This is a genomic window from Tundrisphaera macrotermitis, assembly GCF_051175315.1.
Lineage (GTDB): Bacteria > Planctomycetota > Planctomycetia > Isosphaerales > Isosphaeraceae > Tundrisphaera.
In genome coordinates this window covers 4,757,893-4,776,968 of sequence record NZ_CP195100.1, presented here as the reverse complement: position 1 = coordinate 4,776,968, position 19,076 = coordinate 4,757,893, and the positions used below count along the sequence as shown (strand labels likewise).

Genomic DNA, 19,076 nt, shown 5'->3' with positions numbered 1-19,076 from the left:
TCCACCCGTCAGTCCACGTAGAGGAATTCGTTGGAGGCCAAGAGGGCGCGGGCCAGCGCGGCCCAGCACTCCTCGGCCCGGCGTTCGGCGGCCACGCCTTCCGCCTCCAGGCGGGATTCGTAGCCCGACAGGAAGGCCATCGCGCGGGACCGTTCGGCCGCCGTCGGCCCCCGGCCGAAGGCCCGGAGATAGGCCAGGCCCAGGCGGGCGGCCGGGTCCGCCTCGTCCGCGATGAGCCGGCTGGCCAGGCGGCGCGACTGGTCGTGGACGAACGGGTTGTTGAGCAGGTAGAGGGCCTGCGAGGCGACCGTGGACCCGTCGCGGGTGGCGGTCGTCACGCTGGTGTCCGGGCCGTTGAACAGCGACAGGTAAGGGTGGGGGTGCAGCCGCTGCACCATCAGGTAGACGCTGCGATGGTCCGACGGGTAGACCGCCTTGAACTGGTGGTGGGCCGTGAAGGTCCACGACTCCGGGGCCGGGAACGGGTGCGGGCCGGGCCGGGAGAGGTCGAGGTTCCCCCCCAGGGCCAGCAGGCCGTCGCGCAGGGCCTCGGCATCGAGGGGTCGGCGGTCGAACCTCCAGTACCGGGCGTTCCCGGTGTCGAGGGCCGCGTTGCCGGAGTCGTGGTCGGAGGCCAGCCGGTAGGTCTCCGAGAGCATGATCCGCCGGTGCATGGCCTTGACCGACCAGCCGGAGGCCACGAACTCCCCGGCCAGCCATTCGAGCAGGTCCGGATGCGACGGGGGGAGCCCCCGCAGGCCGAAGTCCGAGGGGGTCGGCACGATCGGCTTGCCGAAGTGGTGCTGCCAGATCCGGTTGGCCATCACCCGGGCCGTCAAGGGGCGGGGCGGGCCGTCGGTCAGCCACCGGGCCAGGGCCAGGCGCCCGCTGCCGGTCGGGGGCAGGTCGATCGTGCCGTCCGGTTCCAGGGCCCGGAGGACCCCGCGCGGGACGAGTTCGCCGAGCTTGGTGGGGTCGCCCCCGATGTGGAGCTTGACGTCGGTGGGGTCCCCGTCGCGGACCGCATAGGCGTGGGGGACCGTGGCGAGCAGCCCGGCTTTTTCCATCCGCTGGATCTCGCCCTGGCGCCGCTTGATCTGCCCGTCCCGCTCCCGGATCGCCCCCGCCAGCGCGGCCTTTGCCGCTTCCAGGGGGCCGGACGGCGGGCCATCCCCGGCGGTGGCCGCTAGGAATTCCAGGGTCGCGACTTCCAGGCCCAGGTCCCGCACCCGGGCCGCCGCCTCGCCCTGCGTTTCGAGGTCCTTCAGTCCCGCGCGGAGGTCGGCGATCGCCCCGGCATGCCGGGCCCTGACCTCGGCCTGCTCGGCGGGCGGGATCAGGGGCGCCATCTCGCTCTGCCGGCGGACCTCCTCCGCCCCCGGGAAGGGATACTTCGTCCCGGCGAAGAAGCCGTAGAGGGCGTAATAATCCCGGGCGCCGATCGGGTCGAACTTGTGGTCGTGGCAGCGGGCACAGCGGAGGGAAAGCCCGAGCACCACCTGACCGGTCGTGTTCAGGCTGTCCTCGATGATCTGGTGGGGATCTTCGAGCAGCACCGTGCCGAATCGCTTGGCCTGGGCGACGAATCCGGTGGCGATCACCCGGCGGGCGTAGTCCTCCCGGGGGCCCTCGGCGGCGAGGATGTCGCCGGCCAGCTGCTCGTGAAGGAACCTGTCGTAGGGCAGGTCGGCGTTGAAGGCATCGATGACGTAGTCGCGATAGAGATGGGCCTGCGGGATCGGGTAGTCCGAGTTGTCCCCGGCCGTGTCGGCGTAGCGGGCCAGGTCGAGCCAGTAGCGGCCCCAGCGCTCCCCATAGCGCGGCGAGGCCAGCAGCTCGTCGACCAGCAGGGCGAAGGCCTCCGGGCGATCGTCGGCGGCGAAGGCCTCGATCCGGGCCGGCTCGGGCGGCAGGCCGATCAGGTCGAAGGTCGCCCGGCGGATCAGGGTGCGCCGGTCGGCCGGCGCGACCGGGCGGAGCCCCTGGCTCCTCTGCTCGGCGGCGATCAGCCGGTCGATCGGCTGCGTGGCCCATCCGGACGGATCTTCGGGCGGCAGGATGCCCCGCAACGGCTCGAAGGCCCAGTGGCCGGCCCCCTCGATGGGCCGGGCTGCCAGGCCCTTCGGCCAGGGGGCCCCGGCGGCGACCCAGGCCGCCAGGTCGTCCTGCTGGGCGCGCGACAGGGGCGTGTCGGGCGGCATCTTGAGGTCGTCGTCCCGGTGGCCGATCGCCCGGATCAGGAGGCTGGAGCCGGGATCTCCGGGCAGCACCGCCGGCCCCGAGTCCCCGCCGGCCAGGATCGCCTCTCGGGAATCGAGCCGGAGGCCGCCGCTGCCCTTCCGCTCGCCGTGGCACTTCACGCACGACCGGGCCAGCACCGGGCGGACCTTGAGTTCGAAGAACGCCTCGGAGGAGGCGTCCTCGCCCCCGGCCCGGGCGGCCGGCCCGCAAGCGCTCGCCCACGCGACCACGGCCAGGACTCGGATGATCCGGCTCATGCCAACCCCCTCGGAGACGCACCCGTTCCGATTGTCAAACATGGCTCCAACAAACATACCGTCCCCACGCCCGCCCGGGTAGCCTGAAGGTCCGGGCGGGATCCCGGCCCCTTCCCGCCGATCACGCCGTCGGGGGCGGTCCATCGGGCGTCGCGGACGCCTCGCGGGCCAGGCGGTCGGGCGACCAGGCCCCTTCGTGGAGCGAGAACAGGGGTCGGCTCCGGAACGGCCGGCCCTCCAGTTGGGGCGTCATGCCCGGCCAGCGCCCCACGAAGCTGCCGGCCTCGGCCCCCTTCCGGCCGGCGAGCCAGGGGGGCGTCGGGCCTTCCCGGCCGAACCATTCGGCGACGCGGTCCACGTCCTGCGCGGCCTCCAGCCGGCCGATCAGCTTGGTGCTGCAATTGCCGAAGACGTTGTAGTCCACCGAGCGCGGGCTCTGGGTGCAGAGCAGGCAGGCCACGCCGTACTTCCGGCCCTGGGCGAACAGGCGGATCAACGGGTCCTTGGCCGGCGGCCGCGCCGCGCCGGCGGGGATGTAGTCGCGGGCCTCGTCCAGGTAGACCAGCAGGTTGGGCCGGCCCGCCCCGGCGTCGAGCGACGAGACCATCCAGCGGTAGATCTCCGCCGCCAGCGAGGCCACGAACGCCTGCTTGCGGGCGTCGTCCCCCAGGGCGTTGAGGTAGATCACGTTCAGGGGCGTCTTGCCCGGCACGTCGGGCCGGCGCATCGCGTCGAGGTCGAGCGGGGTCCCGCCGGTGTAGAGCGACGAGGAGGGGCCGAAGCGGAGGCCGTTGAGCTTGCGGACCAGCCGCTCGCGCTCCGATTTGCGGATGAACCGATCCGGGGCGTCGACCCCGAACCCCTCGGGATCGGCGATCGCCGCGGCGATGGCGTCGAGGCCCACCCCGGCGTCCGAGGCTCGGTCCATCAGGGCCCGGAGGATCTGGAGGACGAAGGTTTGCTGCGAGTCGACCTCGCCGCCCATCGCCGCCAGGCCGACCAGGTGGGCCGCGGCGCCGACGAGCAGGCCGTCTCGCCCCTCCTCGTCGACCCTGGCCCACTCGGCCCGGCCGGGCAGGCGGATCGGCTCCAGCCCCAGCCGTCGGGCGTGCGACGTGCCCGGGGTCCAGGCCCTCGGCTCGACCCGGGCCAGGAACTCCCGGCGCTGCGCCTCCTCCGCCTCGGTCAGCCCGTCGACCCGGGCCGACGGCCGGAGGAACTGGACCAGGTCCCCCTGGGGGTCGATGGCCAGCACCGGCACCCCCTGCCGCACCGCCTCCTCGGCCACGACCTTGGCCATCCAGGTCTTGCCGCTCCCGGCCGCGCCGACCACCGCGACGTGCGTCGGCAGCGCGGACAGCGGCAGGCCGACCGGCTGATCTCCGATCGAGCCGATCCGCAGGGCATCGGCGGCGGGTGCGGCCACCTCGGGCGTCATCCCGGGAGGTTCGGGAGATGGAACAGGCGAGGGGCGAGATGCAGGATCCCGCGCGGGCGCCGCCGTCGCGACGACGTGGACGACCAGGTCGGCCAGGCCGGCGTCCCCCCCGTCGCCCGCCCGGACCACGACCTTCGGCTCGGCCGCGCCGGCGTCGGCGTCGGCCCAGTGGTGCAGGCGACGGCCTTCGTGCTTGGGGCCGAGGCGTCGGGCGCACTGGCCGCCCCGGTCCCATTTGCAATGGCCGCAGGCGTTCGGCTCGCCGGGCGGCTTGAGGCCCGACCCGCTCGCCTCGTCGTACCGGACCCAGGCGGCCATCGACGCCAGGAGGTCGAACACCTTGTGCCGCGACTCGTGGACCTGCCCCCAGGCCATCTCGGCCATGAGCCGCCGGGGATGGAGGTAGAGGACGCCGACGCCGGCCTCGGTGCGGTGCTGGAGGTTGTGCATCAGGGCGTACAGGCCGACCTGGAACAGGTCGCCGGTCGGCTCGCGCGCCGGGGTCAGCTTATAGTCGATGATCCGGTGGCCGCCGGCCCTCCAGTCGAAGAAGACGTAGTCGAGGATCCCGCAGACGTGGACCGGCTCCCCCTCGGGCCCGACCGGGAAGGTGACGTCCACCCGCCTCCGCTTGTCGCCGAACATCTGGCCGATCACCTCGTCGGCCGGCTTGCCCCGGCGCAGGGCGTCGGCCACGATGTCGGCCAGTTCCTTGACGTAGACCTGCAAGGCCTCGATGAAGGCGAGCCGCTGGGGGACCGGCTTCGCGGCCAGCGCGTCGAGGTCGACGCACCGGCCGTTGAGGAACGCCAGCAGCCCGCGCATGATCTCCGGCGGGTCGGGCGACCCCGCCAGGGCCGCCCGCACCTCGGCGGCGTCGGCCGCCAGGCGGTTGAACCGCTCGACGGCGTGGTGGAACAGCGACCCGCAGGCCGTCGCCTCGCCGTCGCCCGCCTTCCAGATCCGGGTCACCGGCCGCGCCTTCAGGCCGTCGCGGCGGGCGTGCTCGGCGTCGAAGTAGAGGATCCGCGGGCAGGTGGCCGCGACCCGGACCTCGGAGACGGTGAAGGAGACGGGGGGCATGTCGGCCTACGCCCTCCTCTGGAGGAACAGGTCGTCGTCGTGCGGGGTCGCGTGGATCAGGTGTTCCGCGTGCATCCGCCCGGCGATCGCCTTGATCTGGGCCCGGGCCTCGTCGAGCTTGATCGGCGCGGCCGGGAGGACCTGGAGATAGCCCTTGGCGGCCTCGAACGCCGTCATCCCGAGCCGCCAGGACAGCTGGGCCATGATGTGCGACCGGACGTCCTTCTCGTCCAGGGACTCGGGCGGGGGCGCCACCTCAGCGTCGGGCGGCTCCTCGGTCAGCATCGGCCGGAGCAGCGGATGGCGGCGATAGCGGTCGCGGCGGTGGTGCGAGGCGACGACCTCCTCGGCGGAGACCGGGCGGATGGTCCCCCGGGGGATCTCGATGTCCAGGTCGCCCACGCGGGCCAGGTTGACCACCCCTTCCAGGGCGTCGAGGGCCGCATACTGCTCGAAGTCGAGCTTGATGTGCTCGAACCGCGCGGGGCCGAGCCTCGCCAGATCGCTGTAGTAGGCCGCGGCCTGCGAGCCCGACTTCATCCTGAGGGGCTTCCGCTCCTCGTCGGTGACGAGGATGCGATGGTCGGGCGCGTCGTCGTCCTCCAGCAGGCGGCGGAGCGAGGCCGTCGCCGAGATCCCGTCGTTGGTGACGAACAGGACGCCCGAGGTGATCTCCCGGCCGTCCGCCTCGCGCTGCTCGCGGACCAGCAGGTCGAACGGCGGGAGCTTCGCCTTCACCTTGGCCTTGCGCTCGACGCCCCGGAAGGTGTAGGGGAACCCGCTGCCCCGGCACTGGCCCAGGAGATCCTGCACCAGCCCGGCGAGGTTGCCGGCGTCGGGCGGCAGGCTCCCCCGGTGGAGCCGCCTCTGGGCGATCGCCTCCTCGATCTTGCGATCCACTGCGTCGTCGATCGCGGCCTCGATGTCCTCCTTCGTGGTCACCTTGTCCGGCGGTTCCGGCCGCACCGGGTCCGGCGACGCCTTCGCCCAGCCGTCCAGCCACGCCGGTCCGCCGAGCCGGGCGAGCGCCGCCTGCTGGTCTTCCCAGGCGTCGCGGGCCCACATCAGGACCTGGCGGGGCCGGAACTCCAGGCCGTCGCCGAGCTGCGCCGCGAGCCAGGCCCGCCCGAGCGGGAACAGGGTGTCTTCCTGGAGGTGCCGTTTGACGGGCCCCAGGCCGAGGAAGGCGTCGTGGAACTTCTCCAACCGGGCTTCGAGGATCCGGCGGGCGTCGTCGGGGCCGATCCGCTTCGGCTCGACCTTGTACTCGGCGATCCGGTCCCAGGCCGCCTCGGGGATGACCTCCTCGCGGAGTTCCAGGAGGCTGCTCTTCACGCCCGAGATGACGACCAGCAGGTTCACCGCGTGGTCGAGCAGGGCGTGGAGGCAGCGGCACAGGGCCTTCAACTGTTCGGGGTTCAGGTTGTCGACCTGGTCGATGCAGAGCACGAACGGCCGGCCGCAGACCTGCGCCAGCTGGGCCAGGGCGAGCAGGGCCTGCTCGACCTCGTCGTCCCCGCGCAGGGCCACGGGCTCGTCGCCGGAGACCGGCAGGCCGAGCGCCCGGGCGGCGGCGGGCTCGATCTCCTCGCCCGACAGCCAGGCCAGCGCCGCGTCGGCCAGCCTCTCGGCGGCCGGGTCGGCCGCCTTCCTCGGGTAGGCCAGGCGGAGGAACTGGAACAGGACGGCGTGGACCCTCCGGTTGAACGCCGGGTCGCGGACCCGCCACTCCTCGGCCGACCGCTCGACCAGCCGGGCGAACTGGTCCTCGCACCTTTTCCAGTCGGCCGCGGAGATGTTCTGCTCCTTGAGGAACAGGGCCAGGGCGTCGTGCACCAGCCGGAACAGCGGCGTCTTGCCGTGCGGCCTGCGTCCCCCCTGGCTGAGCAGGCTGACCACGCACTTCAACAGGTAGCGCGGCAACCGTTCCGGGTCGGCCTGGATGTTGTGGAGGAAGACGTAGGAGGCGCGGTCCTCCTTGATCGCCCAGCGGAACAGCCGCGACAGCAGGTGGCTCTTGCCGACGCCCGCCCCTCCGTACAGCACCGCGCCCACGCCCGCGCGGTCGCGGTGGGCCCGGGCGGCCAGGGCGACCAGGCGATCGAAGCTGTCGGCGTGGATCGACGGCACGTCGACGTCGTAGCGGGACGGCTCGTTGACCCGGACGGCGGAGAACGGGTTGGAGTCGCGCACCGCGTCGAGATAGGACTCCAGGCCCAGGGCGTCCAGGGTGGGCGGCGGCGAGGGGGCCTGCGTGCGGGCATCGATCCTCATGGTCACCTCCGGGAGACGTAGACGAGAAGCGAACCCGACTCGGAAATGCCCGCCTCGCGCTCCTCGGCGGTCAGGGGCCTGACGAGCCCCTCGTGGCTGTCCAGCGAGAACTCCAGCCGCTCCCGCAGCCGCCTCAGCCCGGCGTCGAACTGCGGGCGGTCGAACCCGGCCAGCTCGCGCCGGAGGTCGCTCAACTTCACGTTGTTGGTCCGGCCCCGGCCCTGGTCGATCCGCTCGAACGCCTCGCGGAAGGCCGATTCGAAGTCGCGGGCGGGGGCCGCCTCGCGGTCGTGTTGGACGTGGGCCGGCGGCGGGGCCGCGGCGACCTCGGCCGGGGCGGTTTCCTGGACGCGGAACGGCTCGCCCGGCCGGATGTCGTCCCTGCGGAAGATCAGGGGCTTCTTGCTGGGCAGCCAGGCGTAGGACTCGGGCAGGTCTTCCCGCCGGAGCCGGGACGTCAGCTCATCGAGGAATGGCTTCCGGAGAGATTTCTGGAGCTTCTTCGCGAGCTGATCAGGCGTAAAGCCCAGCGCATCGGACTTCCGCAGCTTCGCGAAGGCGTAGTCGAGCATCGCTGTGCCCCAACCGCCCGGGTTGCCGACGAGGTCGGCGACCAGGAAGATGAGGGCGTCCGCGGCCGGCTTGCCGGTGTTCGCGATAACCACCTGCTCGGCCATCGTCTCGTGTTTGATGGCCTTGGGGATCAGCGGGTTGGAGGGCTTCACGCCGCTCAAATCCGCAAGCCGGGAGAGGGTCGGCGGATACGCCCCTTCGCCCAGATCCCTCTGCGATTCGAGGACCCGGAGCATCCGGCCGGCCAGGTCGGCGACCTCGCGCCGTTCCAGTTCGACCTTGCTCGGCACGTCCTCCTTGAAGTAGACGGGCGAGTCGAGCCCGACCTTGCCGCCCCGCTTGAGGGCCGTGGCCCGGGCGGTGAACGGCTTCTTGCCGGCCGCCTTGAGCACGCGGTCGTCGCCGGGCGGGATGCCGCATTGTTCGGCCAGGCGGGCCAGGGTCGGGGGGTCGTCCCCGCCCGCTCGCGAGCGGAGCGAGGCCAGGGCTTCGATCATCCTCTCGGACAGCGCGACGACCTCGTCGGGCTTCTTCGCCTTGGGCATCGGTGACCTCGACGCGCGAGACTTCGTGGGGGCGGGATTTCGATCGATGCGTCGGCGGGACACCCGCCGAGCGGCCGGGACCAGTTTATCGGGCGGCCACGCCGAAGCAAACGATAAGCACCAGAATATCCGGATGCCCCACCGACCCACATTTCATGCCGCGTCGATCCGTCCGGGGCGTCGGCGCCGGGCGCGTGGCCGGATCAACGAGCGGGCCGGCTGAACTTCAGCCACTCGTCGTAGGCATGGCCCCTCGGCCCGAGATAACGATAGGCTTCGAAGACCCCGCCGCGCCCGAACATCCGGGGATCCCCGTCGCTGCGCAGGAGGGCTTCCATCTCCGCCCGGAGTTGCCGCCTGAGGTCCAGGAGCGCAGGGTCCCCCGCCAGGTTGGCGACGCAGTCCGGGTCCTTGCGGATCCGGTACAACTCCTCGGCGGGCCGCTTGCCGAAGCAGAGCCGATACGACTCGTCGAATCGGGACGTGATCAGGGTCTTGGTCGGCCCGTCGTCGCAGTTGGGGTAGCCCGTCTCGGGGTTCCCCACCGGCCAGCGGTCGGGCTCGTAGTTGACGACGTAGAGATAGTCGGGCGTCCGGATCGCCCGGACCGGGTAGCCCTGGTCGTCGGGCCGGCCGAGGTCGTGGCGTTCCTTGCCGATCACCATCCGGTCGCGGGCCGGGTCGATCCGGCCGGACGCCTCGCTCTTCAGCACGTCCAGGAAGCTTTTGCCGGTCACCGAGGCGGGCGCCTCGCACCCGGCCGCGGCCAGGAACGTCGGGGCGATGTCGCGAACGTTGATGAAGTCTTCGACCAGGCGACCCATGCCTTTGTTCCGCCCCCACCGGACGGCCAGCGGGATGTGGAAGCCAGCCTCGTAGATCTGCCCCTTCACGCGCGGGAAGGGCATGCCGTGGTCGGACGTGATCAGAACGAGCGTGTTGTCCAGTTCCCCGGTGCGTTCGAGCCGTTCCAGGACCCGGCCGAGCTGGGCGTCGAACCGCTCGACCTCCATCGCGTAGTCGAGCAGGTCGTCCCGGATGATGGGCGAGTCGGGATAGTACGAGGGGAGGACGACCGAGGCCGGGTCCCGGCCGGCGCGCCGGCCCGATCCGTCTTCGTAGGGCCGGTGGGGCTCCTGGCCGCCGACCCAGAAGCAGAACGGCTGGCCGGGCTTCCGGGCGTCCAGGAAGGCCGAGAAGTTGCCGGCGAGGTCGGTGTTGGCCATCCCCCGCAGCGGCGGGGCCTGCTTGGCCTGCTGATAGGCCGGGCCGGCCGGGTTGCGCCGGAACCCCCCGGCCTTGAAGTCGCCCGGGCCCCACCCCTTGCCGGTGAATCCGACGTGGTAGCCGGCCGCTTCCAGCAGATCGGGATAGACCGGCCACCGGGCCGGGAACAGGCCGTTGTGGCACATCGCCTCGTCGAGCTGCCAGGTGTTCCGGCCGGTCAGGAGGCTGGCCCGGCAGGGGCTGCACTTGGGGTTGTTGGTGAAGGCGTTGGAGAACAGCACCCCTTCCCGGGCCACCCGGTCGAAGTTCGGCGTCCGGATCCATCGGCAGCCATAGGCCCCCGCGTGGCCGAACGACCAGTCGTCGGCGATCACCAGGAGGATATTGGGACGGGGGGCGTCCGCGGCCCGCGTCGTCGACGCGGCGAGCACGCCCAAGGCGGCGATCATCACGGCTCTGCGGATCATCTGGGATCTCCGCGACCCGGCTGGCGGGCAGAATGGGGGGAGGGCGACCCTTCGACGGCAGGGCCTCGGCCGCCAGGGGACTTTCGCCCGCCCGGCCCGGCCGGTCAAGGCCCTGCGGCGTGCGCGGATCGCCCGTTCGCGGCGGCCGCCCGGGCGGGGTGGGTTGGTTCCCGGGCGGGCCTCTTTCCGGGTCAGAACGAATCCGCCGAGATGATTTCGCCGCCGTTCCGCGATCCGAGCGCCCAGAAGGCGTTGTAGTTGGTGGTGTCCTTGATGAACCGGACCGAGCCGTCGGAGATCACGACGTTGGCCCCGCCGGGGTGGTAGCTGGCCAGCCCGTAGGCCCCGGGCGAATTCTGGGTGCCGGGCTTGGCCGTCATGCAGGTGGGGTACTGGGGATTCGGCGGCAGGACCGTGTTGCCGATGCTGTAGGCCGGAAGGTTGAACGCCCACGCCTGCCCGAGGTTCGCCGTCCCGTTGTTGCGGGTCGGTGCGCCGGGGTTGCCGTTCTTGCGGCAATCGTCGAGCCAGGCGATCAGGGCATTATTGGCGTTGGCCTGGGGCAGGCTCATGGTCTGGGTGTTGCGGGTCACGCCGGAAGGGAATGAGGTCATCCAGACGATGTCCGACGGGATCGAGAGCCGATTCACGTTGCCCGACCCCATCTTCCACTCGCCGAAGGCGATCGTGTTGCTGGTCCCGTCGGTCACGTCCGCGATCCGGAAGACCGTGCCGTAGGCGAAGATCCCGTTGGGCGGCCCGCCGGCCTGCCGGCTATCATGCTCGAGCGTCGATCCGGTCGAGGTGAAGTAGCTGGTCCCGGGCGCCGTGAAGCTCTGCCCCAACACGCGCACCACCGGGTAGGAGGGCGGGGTGTCCGACGGGCAGAGGAAGACGGAAAGCCTCTTGTCGGTGGCCGTCGCGTTGGCCGCGTTGCCGTACGAATCGATCGAGTTGAAGCACCCGAAGCTGAAATTCATCGCGTTGAAGACGTTGCCCTGCTCGATGAATTGCAGCAACCGGGCCTGGGCGCTGAAGCTGGCGTTGTCCAGCGTGGCGGCCGTCGTCCCCGACGAGACCGGCAGCCCGGCCGGCGGGAATGAACCGTGGACGTCGTGGTAGTTGTGCAGGGCCAGCCCCAACTGCTTGAGATTGTTGGTGCACTGGATCCGCCGGGCCGCGCCCCGGGCGGCCTGCACGGCGGGAAGCAGCAGGGCGATCAGGACGGCGATGATCGCGATCACCACCAGCAATTCGATCAGCGTGAAACCGCGTCGGATTCGATCTTTCATCGTGCGACCCCTGGGAAGGAGTGGCGCGAGATCCTCGATCGCCCGACATGGCGATCGGAGTCACCCCGGCCAACTCGTCAACTCCGGACATCAGAATCGCCGGGACCCGAAGGTCGGGCCGGCATTCACGGCGTCGGGTTGCTCCCGTTGTCGGGTCGCTCCGATGACTGCGGAGGAAATCCTACTAATTCGATTGAGTTTGTCAACACGCGTTAACCAGGGGTGTCATCCATCGGTCGAGAGGTGGCTCAATCGAGACGCCGTTCCATCCGGTCGTTGACCATCGCGACGCCGCGGCACGTCACCACCTGGCGGGCCAGGTGCGTGAAGCCCCTCGCTTCGAAGAACGGCCGGGCCGTGAGGCTGGATTCGAGGAAGAGCCGGCCGATGCCGCGTCGCCGGGCCTCCGCCTCCACGGCATCCAGCAGCGAGGCGCCCACACCCCGCCTCTGGTGGTCGGCCGAGACGAAGAAGCGGTCGATGTGGCCGTCCGGCTCCAACTCGGCGAATCCGGCCGGCCCCTCGGCCACCACGACGAAACGGCCCTGGAATCGGGCCGCCCACGCGGCGGGATCGATCTCGTCGGACGCCCAGGCCGCGACCTGCTCCGGGTCGTAGTCGCGGCAATTGACCCGGCGGATGGTGTCCCGGAACAGGGCCAGCAGGGCCGGCGCGTCGTCCGGTCGATAGGGCCTGAGCGCGATCATGGGTCCTCCACGCCGATCAGCGGGTGTCGGGATGCAGGAACGACAGGTGCAACTCCGCGTGCCGGAGGTGCAACGCCATCCACTCGTCATGCGTCAAACGCCCGAACAGCGGGTGCGGCAGGGTGGGCGGCTCGGCGGCGAGGCGGGCGAACGACTGGCGGAGGTGCGCAAGGCCCTCGTCGGTGGGGACGACCTCGGTCGCCAGAGTCCCCCCCGGCGTCTTCGGGAGCTTCACGCCTGGCCTGAGCGGCCCGGCCAGCATCTTCTTCTTCAGGGGCCGCACCAGCCAGCGGACGAAGAACGGGAGCTTGATCGGCAGCCCGGTGTAGGCGAAATCGACCCAGGAGGCCAGGTGGTTCAGCGACTGGCCCAGGGTCCAGTTGCCGAAGGACCTGAGCGTACCCTCCCGCTCGGCCGCGGCCAGGGCCTCGACGTCGACCAGCATCGGCTCGATGCCGTCGAACCGGAGCGATCGGCGAGTCGTCGGTGTGGACACGGTCGTCTTCCCCTTCCCTTGGCCGATGCCGGCGGCGAGCGTGCCGCCCGGGTTAGAACCGGATCGAGATCGGCCCGATCGCGACGAAGGCGTTGTGGTGGTGCAGCCAGCGATACGCCAGGGAGATCGCCAGCGCCAGGGCCAACACGGCGAGGGCGATCGTCGCCCCGAGGGCGCCGAATCTGGGCGTATTGGCCTCGCTCATGCATCCGCCCGGATCAGTTCGAGCGTCTTCGCGTCGGGCTCCCCGCCGAAGAAGCGGTCGATCAGCCGGGCGAAGGCCGAGCCCGGGGGCGACACGCTGGCGAACAGGGTCGCGCAAGACTTCAGCTTCATGTCGTCCGGCGATCCGAAGATGTCCAGGGCCGAGCGTTCCGGCACGGCCAGGGCCGCCTCGGCGATCTCCCGCAGGCGAGGGCCGAGGACGGGGTGGTCGAGGTAGGCCCGCGCCTCATCCGCGGACTTGATCGCGTAGCGCCGGGCCATCGGGCTGGATCCCAGGCCGTCGACCTGGGGGAAGATGTACCACATCCAGTGGGACCGCTTTTCGCCGGCCCGGACCTCGGCGAGCGCCCGGTCGTAGTCGTCGCGCTGGGCATGGACGAAGCGGCCGAGGTCGTGGGGGTCGTCGGGCATGGGGGGCTCCGCTTCAATCACGCTTCTTCTTGTGGAGGATCTGGACCGGCAACGCCAGCAGGTCGACGGCGATGTCGGCGAAGATGGCCCGCCCCTTGGTGAGCCACGCGGCCGCGAACGCCCAGACCGCCACCCACTCCATCCAGAACAGGAAGTTGACGTCGTTGAGCCGCCGCTGCCACGGCTCCGGGATCAGGAACAGGTAGGCGCCCATCGCGACCATGCCGAGCAGGATCACGACGCCGCTGGCGCGATAGATGAAGTTGCGCTGGGCCTCGTGGGGCGCGACCTCGGGGCGGCCCTTGTCGGCGTCGGGGAAGTGGTAGAGGGAATAGAAGGCCAGGGTCAGGAAGAACACCCCGCCGCTGGCCGTGTGGAGATAGCCCAGGACCGACCTCTGCTGGAGCGGGTTGCTGCCGGGATCGAGCGGGCAGAGGGCGACCCCCAGCGCCGACAGGAAGCCGAAGTTGGCCGTCCAGTTCTCGATCCAGTCGTAGCCCCGGTAGCAGAACAGGAAGATCCCGATGGCGCACATGGAGCCGACGAACACGTCCCGCATCGGGGTGTGGTAGTAGCTGCTCATGTTGTCCTGGATCGGGATGCCGAACGCCAGCAAGCCGACCGGCCCCAGCATCACCGGCAGGAGCAGGCCGATCACCCCGATCGCCCGCCGGATCCCCAGGTAGGAGACGACCAGGGTGTGCGTGCTGTGGGACAGTTGATCGAGCACCGGCGCGAACCCCTCCGGACCATCGGGAGGCGTCGGGCCATCCCGGCTGGATCTTCCCCGATCGGGCCGGATAAGGCAATCGGCGTGCAGGCGCCATTCGCCCCGGGATCGCCTACGTTGAATGCGGGGGGATGGCGGAACCGGGCCGCTTTTTCCTTGGACAGCGGCGGCCCGGCGAGGCCATAGTGTTGCGGCCGCGCGGGGTCCCCACGACGCCCCTCGGCGGTCTCATTCCGTCCGACCGAAGATTCGCGAAGGTGCGATTCGGGAGGACTCGGGTCGGCCGGGGTCTGGTCCATGAATCCGATCGTCTTCGCGATGCGCCACCCGATCACGACCCTCATGCTGGTCGTGGCCCTGATCAGCGGCGGCGTGCTCGCCCTCACCCGGATGCGCGTGGACATCTTCCCGTCGCTGAACACCCCGAAGGTCTACGTCTACCTCGACTACGTCGGCATGAGCCCCGCCCAGATGGAGGGGTTCATCGTCAACCAGTTGGAACTCTACTTCCAGTACGTGGACGGCATCGAGGACATCAACACCCAGAACATCCAGCAAGTCTCGATGTGCGAGCTGTCGTTCTTCCCGGGCACCGACATGGGCCAGGCGATGGCGCAGGTCGTGGCGATGTCCGACCGGGCGATGTCGTGGATGCCCAAGGGCACCCTGCCCCCCATGATCATGCGCATGGACGCCGGCAGCGTGCCGGTCGGCTACCTGGTCATGGAGAGCGAGGTCACGTCGCTGGGGCGGATGGGCGACCTGGCCCAGAACATCATCCGGCCCCTGGTGCAGAAGTACGTCCCGGGCACGGTGGCCATCTCCCCGTTCGGCCCGAACATGCGGTCGATCATCATCAACGTCGACCCGGAGAAACTGCGGGCCTACAACCTCAGCCCGCAGGACGTGGTCGACGCCATGGCCAGGGGGAACACGGTCATCCCGGCCGGCAACGTGTACGTCAAGGACACGATGCCGATGGTGCCCACCAACTCCACGGTCGACAACATCCAGGACATCGGCAAGATCCCGCTCCGGCTGGGGGAGAACGTCTACCTCCGCGACGTGGCGAAGATCTCCGACGACACCGACATCACCTACGGCTACGCCCTGGTCAACGGCAAGAAGTCGGTCTACCTGCCGATCATCAAGAAGGACACCGCATCCGCCCTGACCGTGGTGGCCGACATCCACAAGTCGATGCAGATGTTCCGCGACGTGGTGCCCAGGGACGTCAAGGTCGACTTCGAGTTCGACGAGTCCCCCACCGTGGTCGCGGCGGTCAAGAGCGTGGCCTCCGAGGGGCTGATCGGCGCCTGCCTGACCGGGCTGATGATCATGATCTTCCTCCGCGACGCCCGGAGCGTGGTGGTCGTCGTGGCCAACATCCCGCTCGCCCTGCTCGGGTCGCTGTTCGGCCTCTGGCTGACCGGCAACACGATCAACATCATGTCCCTGGGCGGGCTGGCGCTGGCCATCGGCATCCTGGTGGACGAGGCGACCGTGGAGGTGGAGAACGTCCACGCCCAGTTGAAGCGGACGTCGAAGCTGGCCTCGGCCGTGCTCCACGGCAACAACATCACGGCCGTCCCGCGATTGCTGGCCCTGCTCTGCATCCTGTCGGTATTCATCCCGGCGTTCATCATGAGCGACCCGTTGCGGTCGCTGTTCATGCCGCTGACGCTGGCGGTCGGCTTCGCCATGATCTCGTCGTACCTGCTGTCCAGCACGTTCGTGCCGATCATGTGCGTCTACCTGCTGAAGCACGAGGGGCACGCCGAGGAGAAACCGGGGCTGTTCGACCGGATCCAGGCCGGGTTCCGGGCGGTGGCCGAGCGCCTGGTGGCGTGGCGATGGGCGGTGGTCGGCATCTATCTGATCGCGTGCGGGCTGGTGCTGTGGCAGGCCGGGGGACGGCTGGGGACCGAGCTGTTCCCGCAGGTGGACTCGGGCGAGTTCGTGCTCCGGTTCCGGCCCCCGCCGGGGTCGAACTTCGAGCTGACCCGCGAGATGGCCCAGCAGTGCCTGGGGGTGATCGAGAAGGAGGCCGGGGCGGAGAACATCGAGATCACGATGGGCTTCGTCGGGCAGGTCGCCCCCAACTTCGGCATCAACAACATGCTCCTGTTCATGCGCGGGCCCGACGACGGACAGTTGCGGATCGCCCTGACGGAGAAGAGCGGCATCAAGCTCGCCGCGTTCCGCGAACGGCTCCGCAAGGCCCTTCCCGAGCAGATCAGGCCGTGGATGGCGAAGCGGCTCGAACAGGGCGGCGTGGCCCCGGACAAGGCGAGGCGGCAGGCCGAGCAATCGACGTTCGGCTTCGAGCCGGGGGACATCGTCACCGAGGTGATGAGCTTCGGCTCGCTCACGCCGATCGCGATCCGGGTCGTCGGCACCGACCTCGGGGCGGTCCGCCAGCACGCCACCAAGATCGCCGACGCGATGCGGAAGATCCCCTCGCTCCGCGACGTCGGCTTCGAGCAGACCCTGGACTACCCGACCATCGAGGTCGAGATCGACCGCGAGAAGGCGGGGCTCAGCGGGGTCACGGTCGAGGACGTGGGCAAGGCGCTGGTGCCGGGGACCTCGTCCACCCGGTTCACCGCGACCAACTACTGGATCGACCGCAAGACCGGGTTCGACTACCTCGTCGAGGTGCTCCTGCCGACCACCAAGATGACCGAGGCATCCGACGTGGAAGACCTCCCCATCGCGCCGGTCAACAGCCTGGTGAACCTGATGGTGCGGGACGTGGCGACGGTCCGCCCGGGGTCCCAGCCGGGCCAGTACGACCGCTCGATGTCCCAGCGCTACCTGACCCTGACGGCCAACGTCGAGGGGGAGGACATGGGCCGGGCCTCGCGGCACGTCCTCGATGCCGTGGCCGCGGCCGGCGACCCGCCCCGGGGCGTCCGCGTGATCCCGATGGGCCAGCTCCCGCCGATGAACGAGATGTTCCGGGCGCTGGGCGTCGGCATCGGGGTCGCGGTGTTCGTGATCGTGGTGCTGCTGACCGCGTACTTCCAGTCCCCCCGGCTGGCCCTGATCTCGATCGGCGCGGTGCCGGGGGTGTTCTCCGGGATCGCGACCATGCTCTACCTGACCGGCACCACGCTGAACATCGAGTCGTTCATGGGCTCGATCATGTGCCTGGGCGTGTCGGTGTCCAACTCGGTCATGCTGGTCACGTTCATGCACGACCACTGGAAGGAAGGGATGCCGTCGCGCGAGGCCGCCATCTTCGGCGCCAGCGACCGGCTCCGGCCGATCCTCATGACGGCCTGCGCCATGACCATCGGCATGGTGCCCATGGCCCTGGCCCTGGAGCGCGGCAGCCAGATGCAGGCCCCGCTGGGCCGGGCGGTGATCGGCGGGCTGCTGATGTCCACGGTCGCCACCCTCTTGATCCTCCCGTCGATCTTCACGGTCCTGATGGGGAGCAGCACGCCGAAGTCGCCGTCGCTCTACCCGGACGACCGCGAGAGCCCGCACTACGACCCCGACGTCTTCGCCCTCGACGGCCACGCCGGGTCGGCCCCGTCGCGCGAGGAGGCGATCGAACACGCGATCCAGGGCACCACGACCGTCGACACGAACTCCCCTCCGGCCGCGCCCGCGAAGGATTCCCCCCAGACCGGAGACCTCTGATGCGCCCCTCCCTCACGAATCGGCCCGCCGGCGACCTGCTCCGCCGGGCGTGGCTCCTGGGCCTGCTGGCGGCGTCGGGCTGCGGCGGCGGCGAGAAGAAGGCGGCCACCAGGAGCGTGTCCGAGCCGCAAACCGTCCGCCTGGTCAGCCCCAAGGTCGAGACGATCACCCGCGTCGTCAAGCAGCCCAGCTTCATCCAGGCCTACGAGCATACGTCGATCTACGCCAAGCTCCCCTCGTACATCGAGAAGTGGAACGTGGACATCGGCGACCGGGTCAAGAAGGACCAGGTGATGGCCACCCTGTTCATGCCCGAACTCGTCGAGGAGCGCCGGACCAAGCAGGCCGACGTGGTGCTGGCCGAGCGGATGATCGACCGCGCGGTGAAGCTCCAGGACGTGGCGAAGGCCGACGTCGACGCCGCCAAGGCCCGGGTGTCCGAGGCGAAGTCGATCCTCGCCAAGTTCCAGGCCGAGGTCGACCGCTGGGACTCGGAAGTGAAGCGGCTCAGCGCCGAGGTGTCCAAGGGGGTCGTCGCCCCGCAGATCCTCCTGGAGTCGGAGAATCAGCTCAAGTCGAACACCGCCGCCCGCGAGGCCGCGAAGTCGACCATCGCGGCGGCCGAGGCCGACCTCGTCAGCAAGCAATCCGCGGACGCCAAGGCCGACGTCGACGTGGCCGTGGCCCGCGCCCAGCTGGCCGTGGCCCAGAGCGAGGAGAAAAGGCTGGCCGCCCTGGAAGGCTACCTCACCCTGCCCGCCCCGTTCGACGGCGTGATCGTGGGCCGCAACGCCAACACCGGCGACTTCGTCACCCCCGCCACCGGCGACCCCACCGCCCGCGACATGTCCCCCTACAAATCGCCCGAGGGGGCCGCCCCGGTCTACGTGGTCGATCGCACCGACATCGTCCGGATCTTCGTGGACATCCCCGAGCAGGACGCCAACTACGTCTCCATCGGCACCAAGGCGACGGTGCTGGCCAAGGCCTACCGCGACGAGGAGATTCCCGCCTCCGTCACCCGGACCTCGTGGGCGCTCAACGTCAAGAGCCGGACCCTCCGCGCCGAGATCGACCTCAAGAACTCCGACGGCCAGCTTTTGCCCGGGATGTACGCCTACGGCAAGGTCATCATCGAACGCCCCGACGTCCGGACCGTGCCCGTCGAGGCCCTGGTCTACAGCGGCGACAATGTTTATTGCTGGATGCACCGCGACGGCAAGGCGGTGCGGACCGAGGTCGAGACCGGCATCGGCGACGGCTCCTCTGTCGAGATCACCAACCACCGACCCGTCGTCCCGGCCGGCGCCCCCGAGGGCGACCGCCCCTGGACCGCGGTCGACGGCTCGGAGCAGGTCATCCTCGGCGACCTGGCGATCCTGACCGACGACGCCCCGGTCAAGATCGCCCCGGACAAGCCCGAGGCGAAGGTGGCCGACGCGTCCCCGCGTTGACCCGG

General features: G+C 70.3%; 13 protein-coding genes. 2 read left to right on the top strand and 11 right to left on the bottom strand.

Annotation, left to right across the window (positions count from 1 at the left end):
* Positions 1–8 precede the first annotated feature (8 nt).
* The 11 genes from TA3x_RS19310 to TA3x_RS19260 all read right to left on the bottom strand — a co-directional run bounded on the left by TA3x_RS19310 (position 9) and on the right by TA3x_RS19260 (position 13,966).
* On the bottom strand, positions 9–2,498 hold the full coding sequence (locus tag TA3x_RS19310; protein ID WP_435016298.1) for a PSD1 and planctomycete cytochrome C domain-containing protein: 2,490 nt from the start codon (positions 2,496–2,498) through the stop codon (positions 9–11).
* 121 nt (positions 2,499–2,619) lie between these two features.
* Complete coding sequence (locus TA3x_RS19305) at positions 2,620–5,019, bottom strand: helicase HerA-like domain-containing protein (protein ID WP_435016297.1); 2,400 nt, start codon at positions 5,017–5,019, stop codon at positions 2,620–2,622.
* Positions 5,020–5,025: 6 nt separating this feature from the next.
* A complete protein-coding gene (locus TA3x_RS19300) occupies positions 5,026–7,293 on the bottom strand; it encodes a hypothetical protein (protein ID WP_435016296.1) in 2,268 nt (755 codons plus the stop codon).
* A gap of 2 nt (positions 7,294–7,295) precedes the next feature.
* Positions 7,296–8,411, bottom strand: coding sequence for a hypothetical protein (locus tag TA3x_RS19295; protein ID WP_435016295.1), 1,116 nt, complete (start codon positions 8,409–8,411; stop codon positions 7,296–7,298).
* A gap of 203 nt (positions 8,412–8,614) precedes the next feature.
* Complete coding sequence (locus TA3x_RS19290) at positions 8,615–10,105, bottom strand: sulfatase family protein (protein WP_435016294.1); 1,491 nt, start codon at positions 10,103–10,105, stop codon at positions 8,615–8,617.
* A 191-nt stretch (positions 10,106–10,296) separates the two neighbouring features.
* Positions 10,297–11,397, bottom strand: coding sequence for a DUF1559 domain-containing protein (locus TA3x_RS19285; RefSeq protein ID WP_435016293.1), 1,101 nt, complete (start codon positions 11,395–11,397; stop codon positions 10,297–10,299).
* A gap of 248 nt (positions 11,398–11,645) precedes the next feature.
* The gene (locus TA3x_RS19280; RefSeq protein ID WP_435016292.1) at positions 11,646–12,104 is read right to left on the bottom strand and encodes a GNAT family N-acetyltransferase; all 459 of its coding nucleotides are present in this window, start codon (positions 12,102–12,104) and stop codon (positions 11,646–11,648) included.
* Positions 12,105–12,120: 16 nt separating this feature from the next.
* Complete coding sequence (locus TA3x_RS19275; protein ID WP_435016291.1) at positions 12,121–12,600, bottom strand: DUF1569 domain-containing protein; 480 nt, start codon at positions 12,598–12,600, stop codon at positions 12,121–12,123.
* Positions 12,601–12,652: 52 nt separating this feature from the next.
* Positions 12,653–12,805, bottom strand: coding sequence for a hypothetical protein (locus TA3x_RS19270; protein ID WP_435016290.1), 153 nt, complete (start codon positions 12,803–12,805; stop codon positions 12,653–12,655).
* Positions 12,802–13,236: a DUF1810 domain-containing protein gene (locus TA3x_RS19265; RefSeq protein ID WP_435016289.1), complete on the bottom strand. Its 435-nt coding sequence runs from the start codon at positions 13,234–13,236 to the stop codon at positions 12,802–12,804. The genes TA3x_RS19270 and TA3x_RS19265 overlap by 4 nt, the downstream gene beginning before the upstream one ends.
* Before the next feature lie 13 nt (positions 13,237–13,249).
* A complete protein-coding gene (locus TA3x_RS19260; protein WP_435016288.1) occupies positions 13,250–13,966 on the bottom strand; it encodes a hypothetical protein in 717 nt (238 codons plus the stop codon).
* 297 nt (positions 13,967–14,263) lie between these two features.
* On the opposite strand from TA3x_RS19260, the gene TA3x_RS19255 reads away from it, so the two are divergent.
* Both TA3x_RS19255 and TA3x_RS19250 read left to right on the top strand, forming a co-directional pair.
* Positions 14,264–17,617 (top strand): efflux RND transporter permease subunit, encoded by a 3,354-nt coding sequence (locus TA3x_RS19255; protein ID WP_435016287.1) that lies wholly within the window; start codon positions 14,264–14,266, stop codon positions 17,615–17,617.
* Positions 17,617–19,071 (top strand): efflux RND transporter periplasmic adaptor subunit, encoded by a 1,455-nt coding sequence (locus TA3x_RS19250; protein WP_435016286.1) that lies wholly within the window; start codon positions 17,617–17,619, stop codon positions 19,069–19,071. Before TA3x_RS19255 ends, TA3x_RS19250 begins: the two co-directional genes overlap by 1 nt.
* Positions 19,072–19,076 lie beyond the last annotated feature (5 nt).

Bases quoted from the DNA above. Each gene is read 5' to 3' on its own strand.
- TA3x_RS19295 (WP_435016295.1), bottom strand. From the start codon at position 8,411: ATGCCCAAGGCGAAGAAGCCCGACGAGGTCGTCGCGCTGTCCGAGAGG.
- TA3x_RS19265 (WP_435016289.1), bottom strand. From the start codon at position 13,236: ATGCCCGACGACCCCCACGACCTCGGCCGCTTCGTCCATGCCCAGCGC.
- TA3x_RS19270 (WP_435016290.1), bottom strand. From the start codon at position 12,805: ATGAGCGAGGCCAATACGCCCAGATTCGGCGCCCTCGGGGCGACGATC.
- TA3x_RS19305 (WP_435016297.1), bottom strand. From the start codon at position 5,019: ATGCCCCCCGTCTCCTTCACCGTCTCCGAGGTCCGGGTCGCGGCCACC.
- TA3x_RS19255 (WP_435016287.1), top strand. From the start codon at position 14,264: ATGAATCCGATCGTCTTCGCGATGCGCCACCCGATCACGACCCTCATG.
- TA3x_RS19280 (WP_435016292.1), bottom strand. From the start codon at position 12,104: ATGATCGCGCTCAGGCCCTATCGACCGGACGACGCGCCGGCCCTGCTG.
- TA3x_RS19285 (WP_435016293.1), bottom strand. From the start codon at position 11,397: ATGAAAGATCGAATCCGACGCGGTTTCACGCTGATCGAATTGCTGGTG.
- TA3x_RS19300 (WP_435016296.1), bottom strand. From the start codon at position 7,293: ATGAGGATCGATGCCCGCACGCAGGCCCCCTCGCCGCCGCCCACCCTG.
- TA3x_RS19250 (WP_435016286.1), top strand. From the start codon at position 17,617: ATGCGCCCCTCCCTCACGAATCGGCCCGCCGGCGACCTGCTCCGCCGG.
- TA3x_RS19290 (WP_435016294.1), bottom strand. From the start codon at position 10,105: ATGATCCGCAGAGCCGTGATGATCGCCGCCTTGGGCGTGCTCGCCGCG.
- TA3x_RS19310 (WP_435016298.1), bottom strand. From the start codon at position 2,498: ATGAGCCGGATCATCCGAGTCCTGGCCGTGGTCGCGTGGGCGAGCGCT.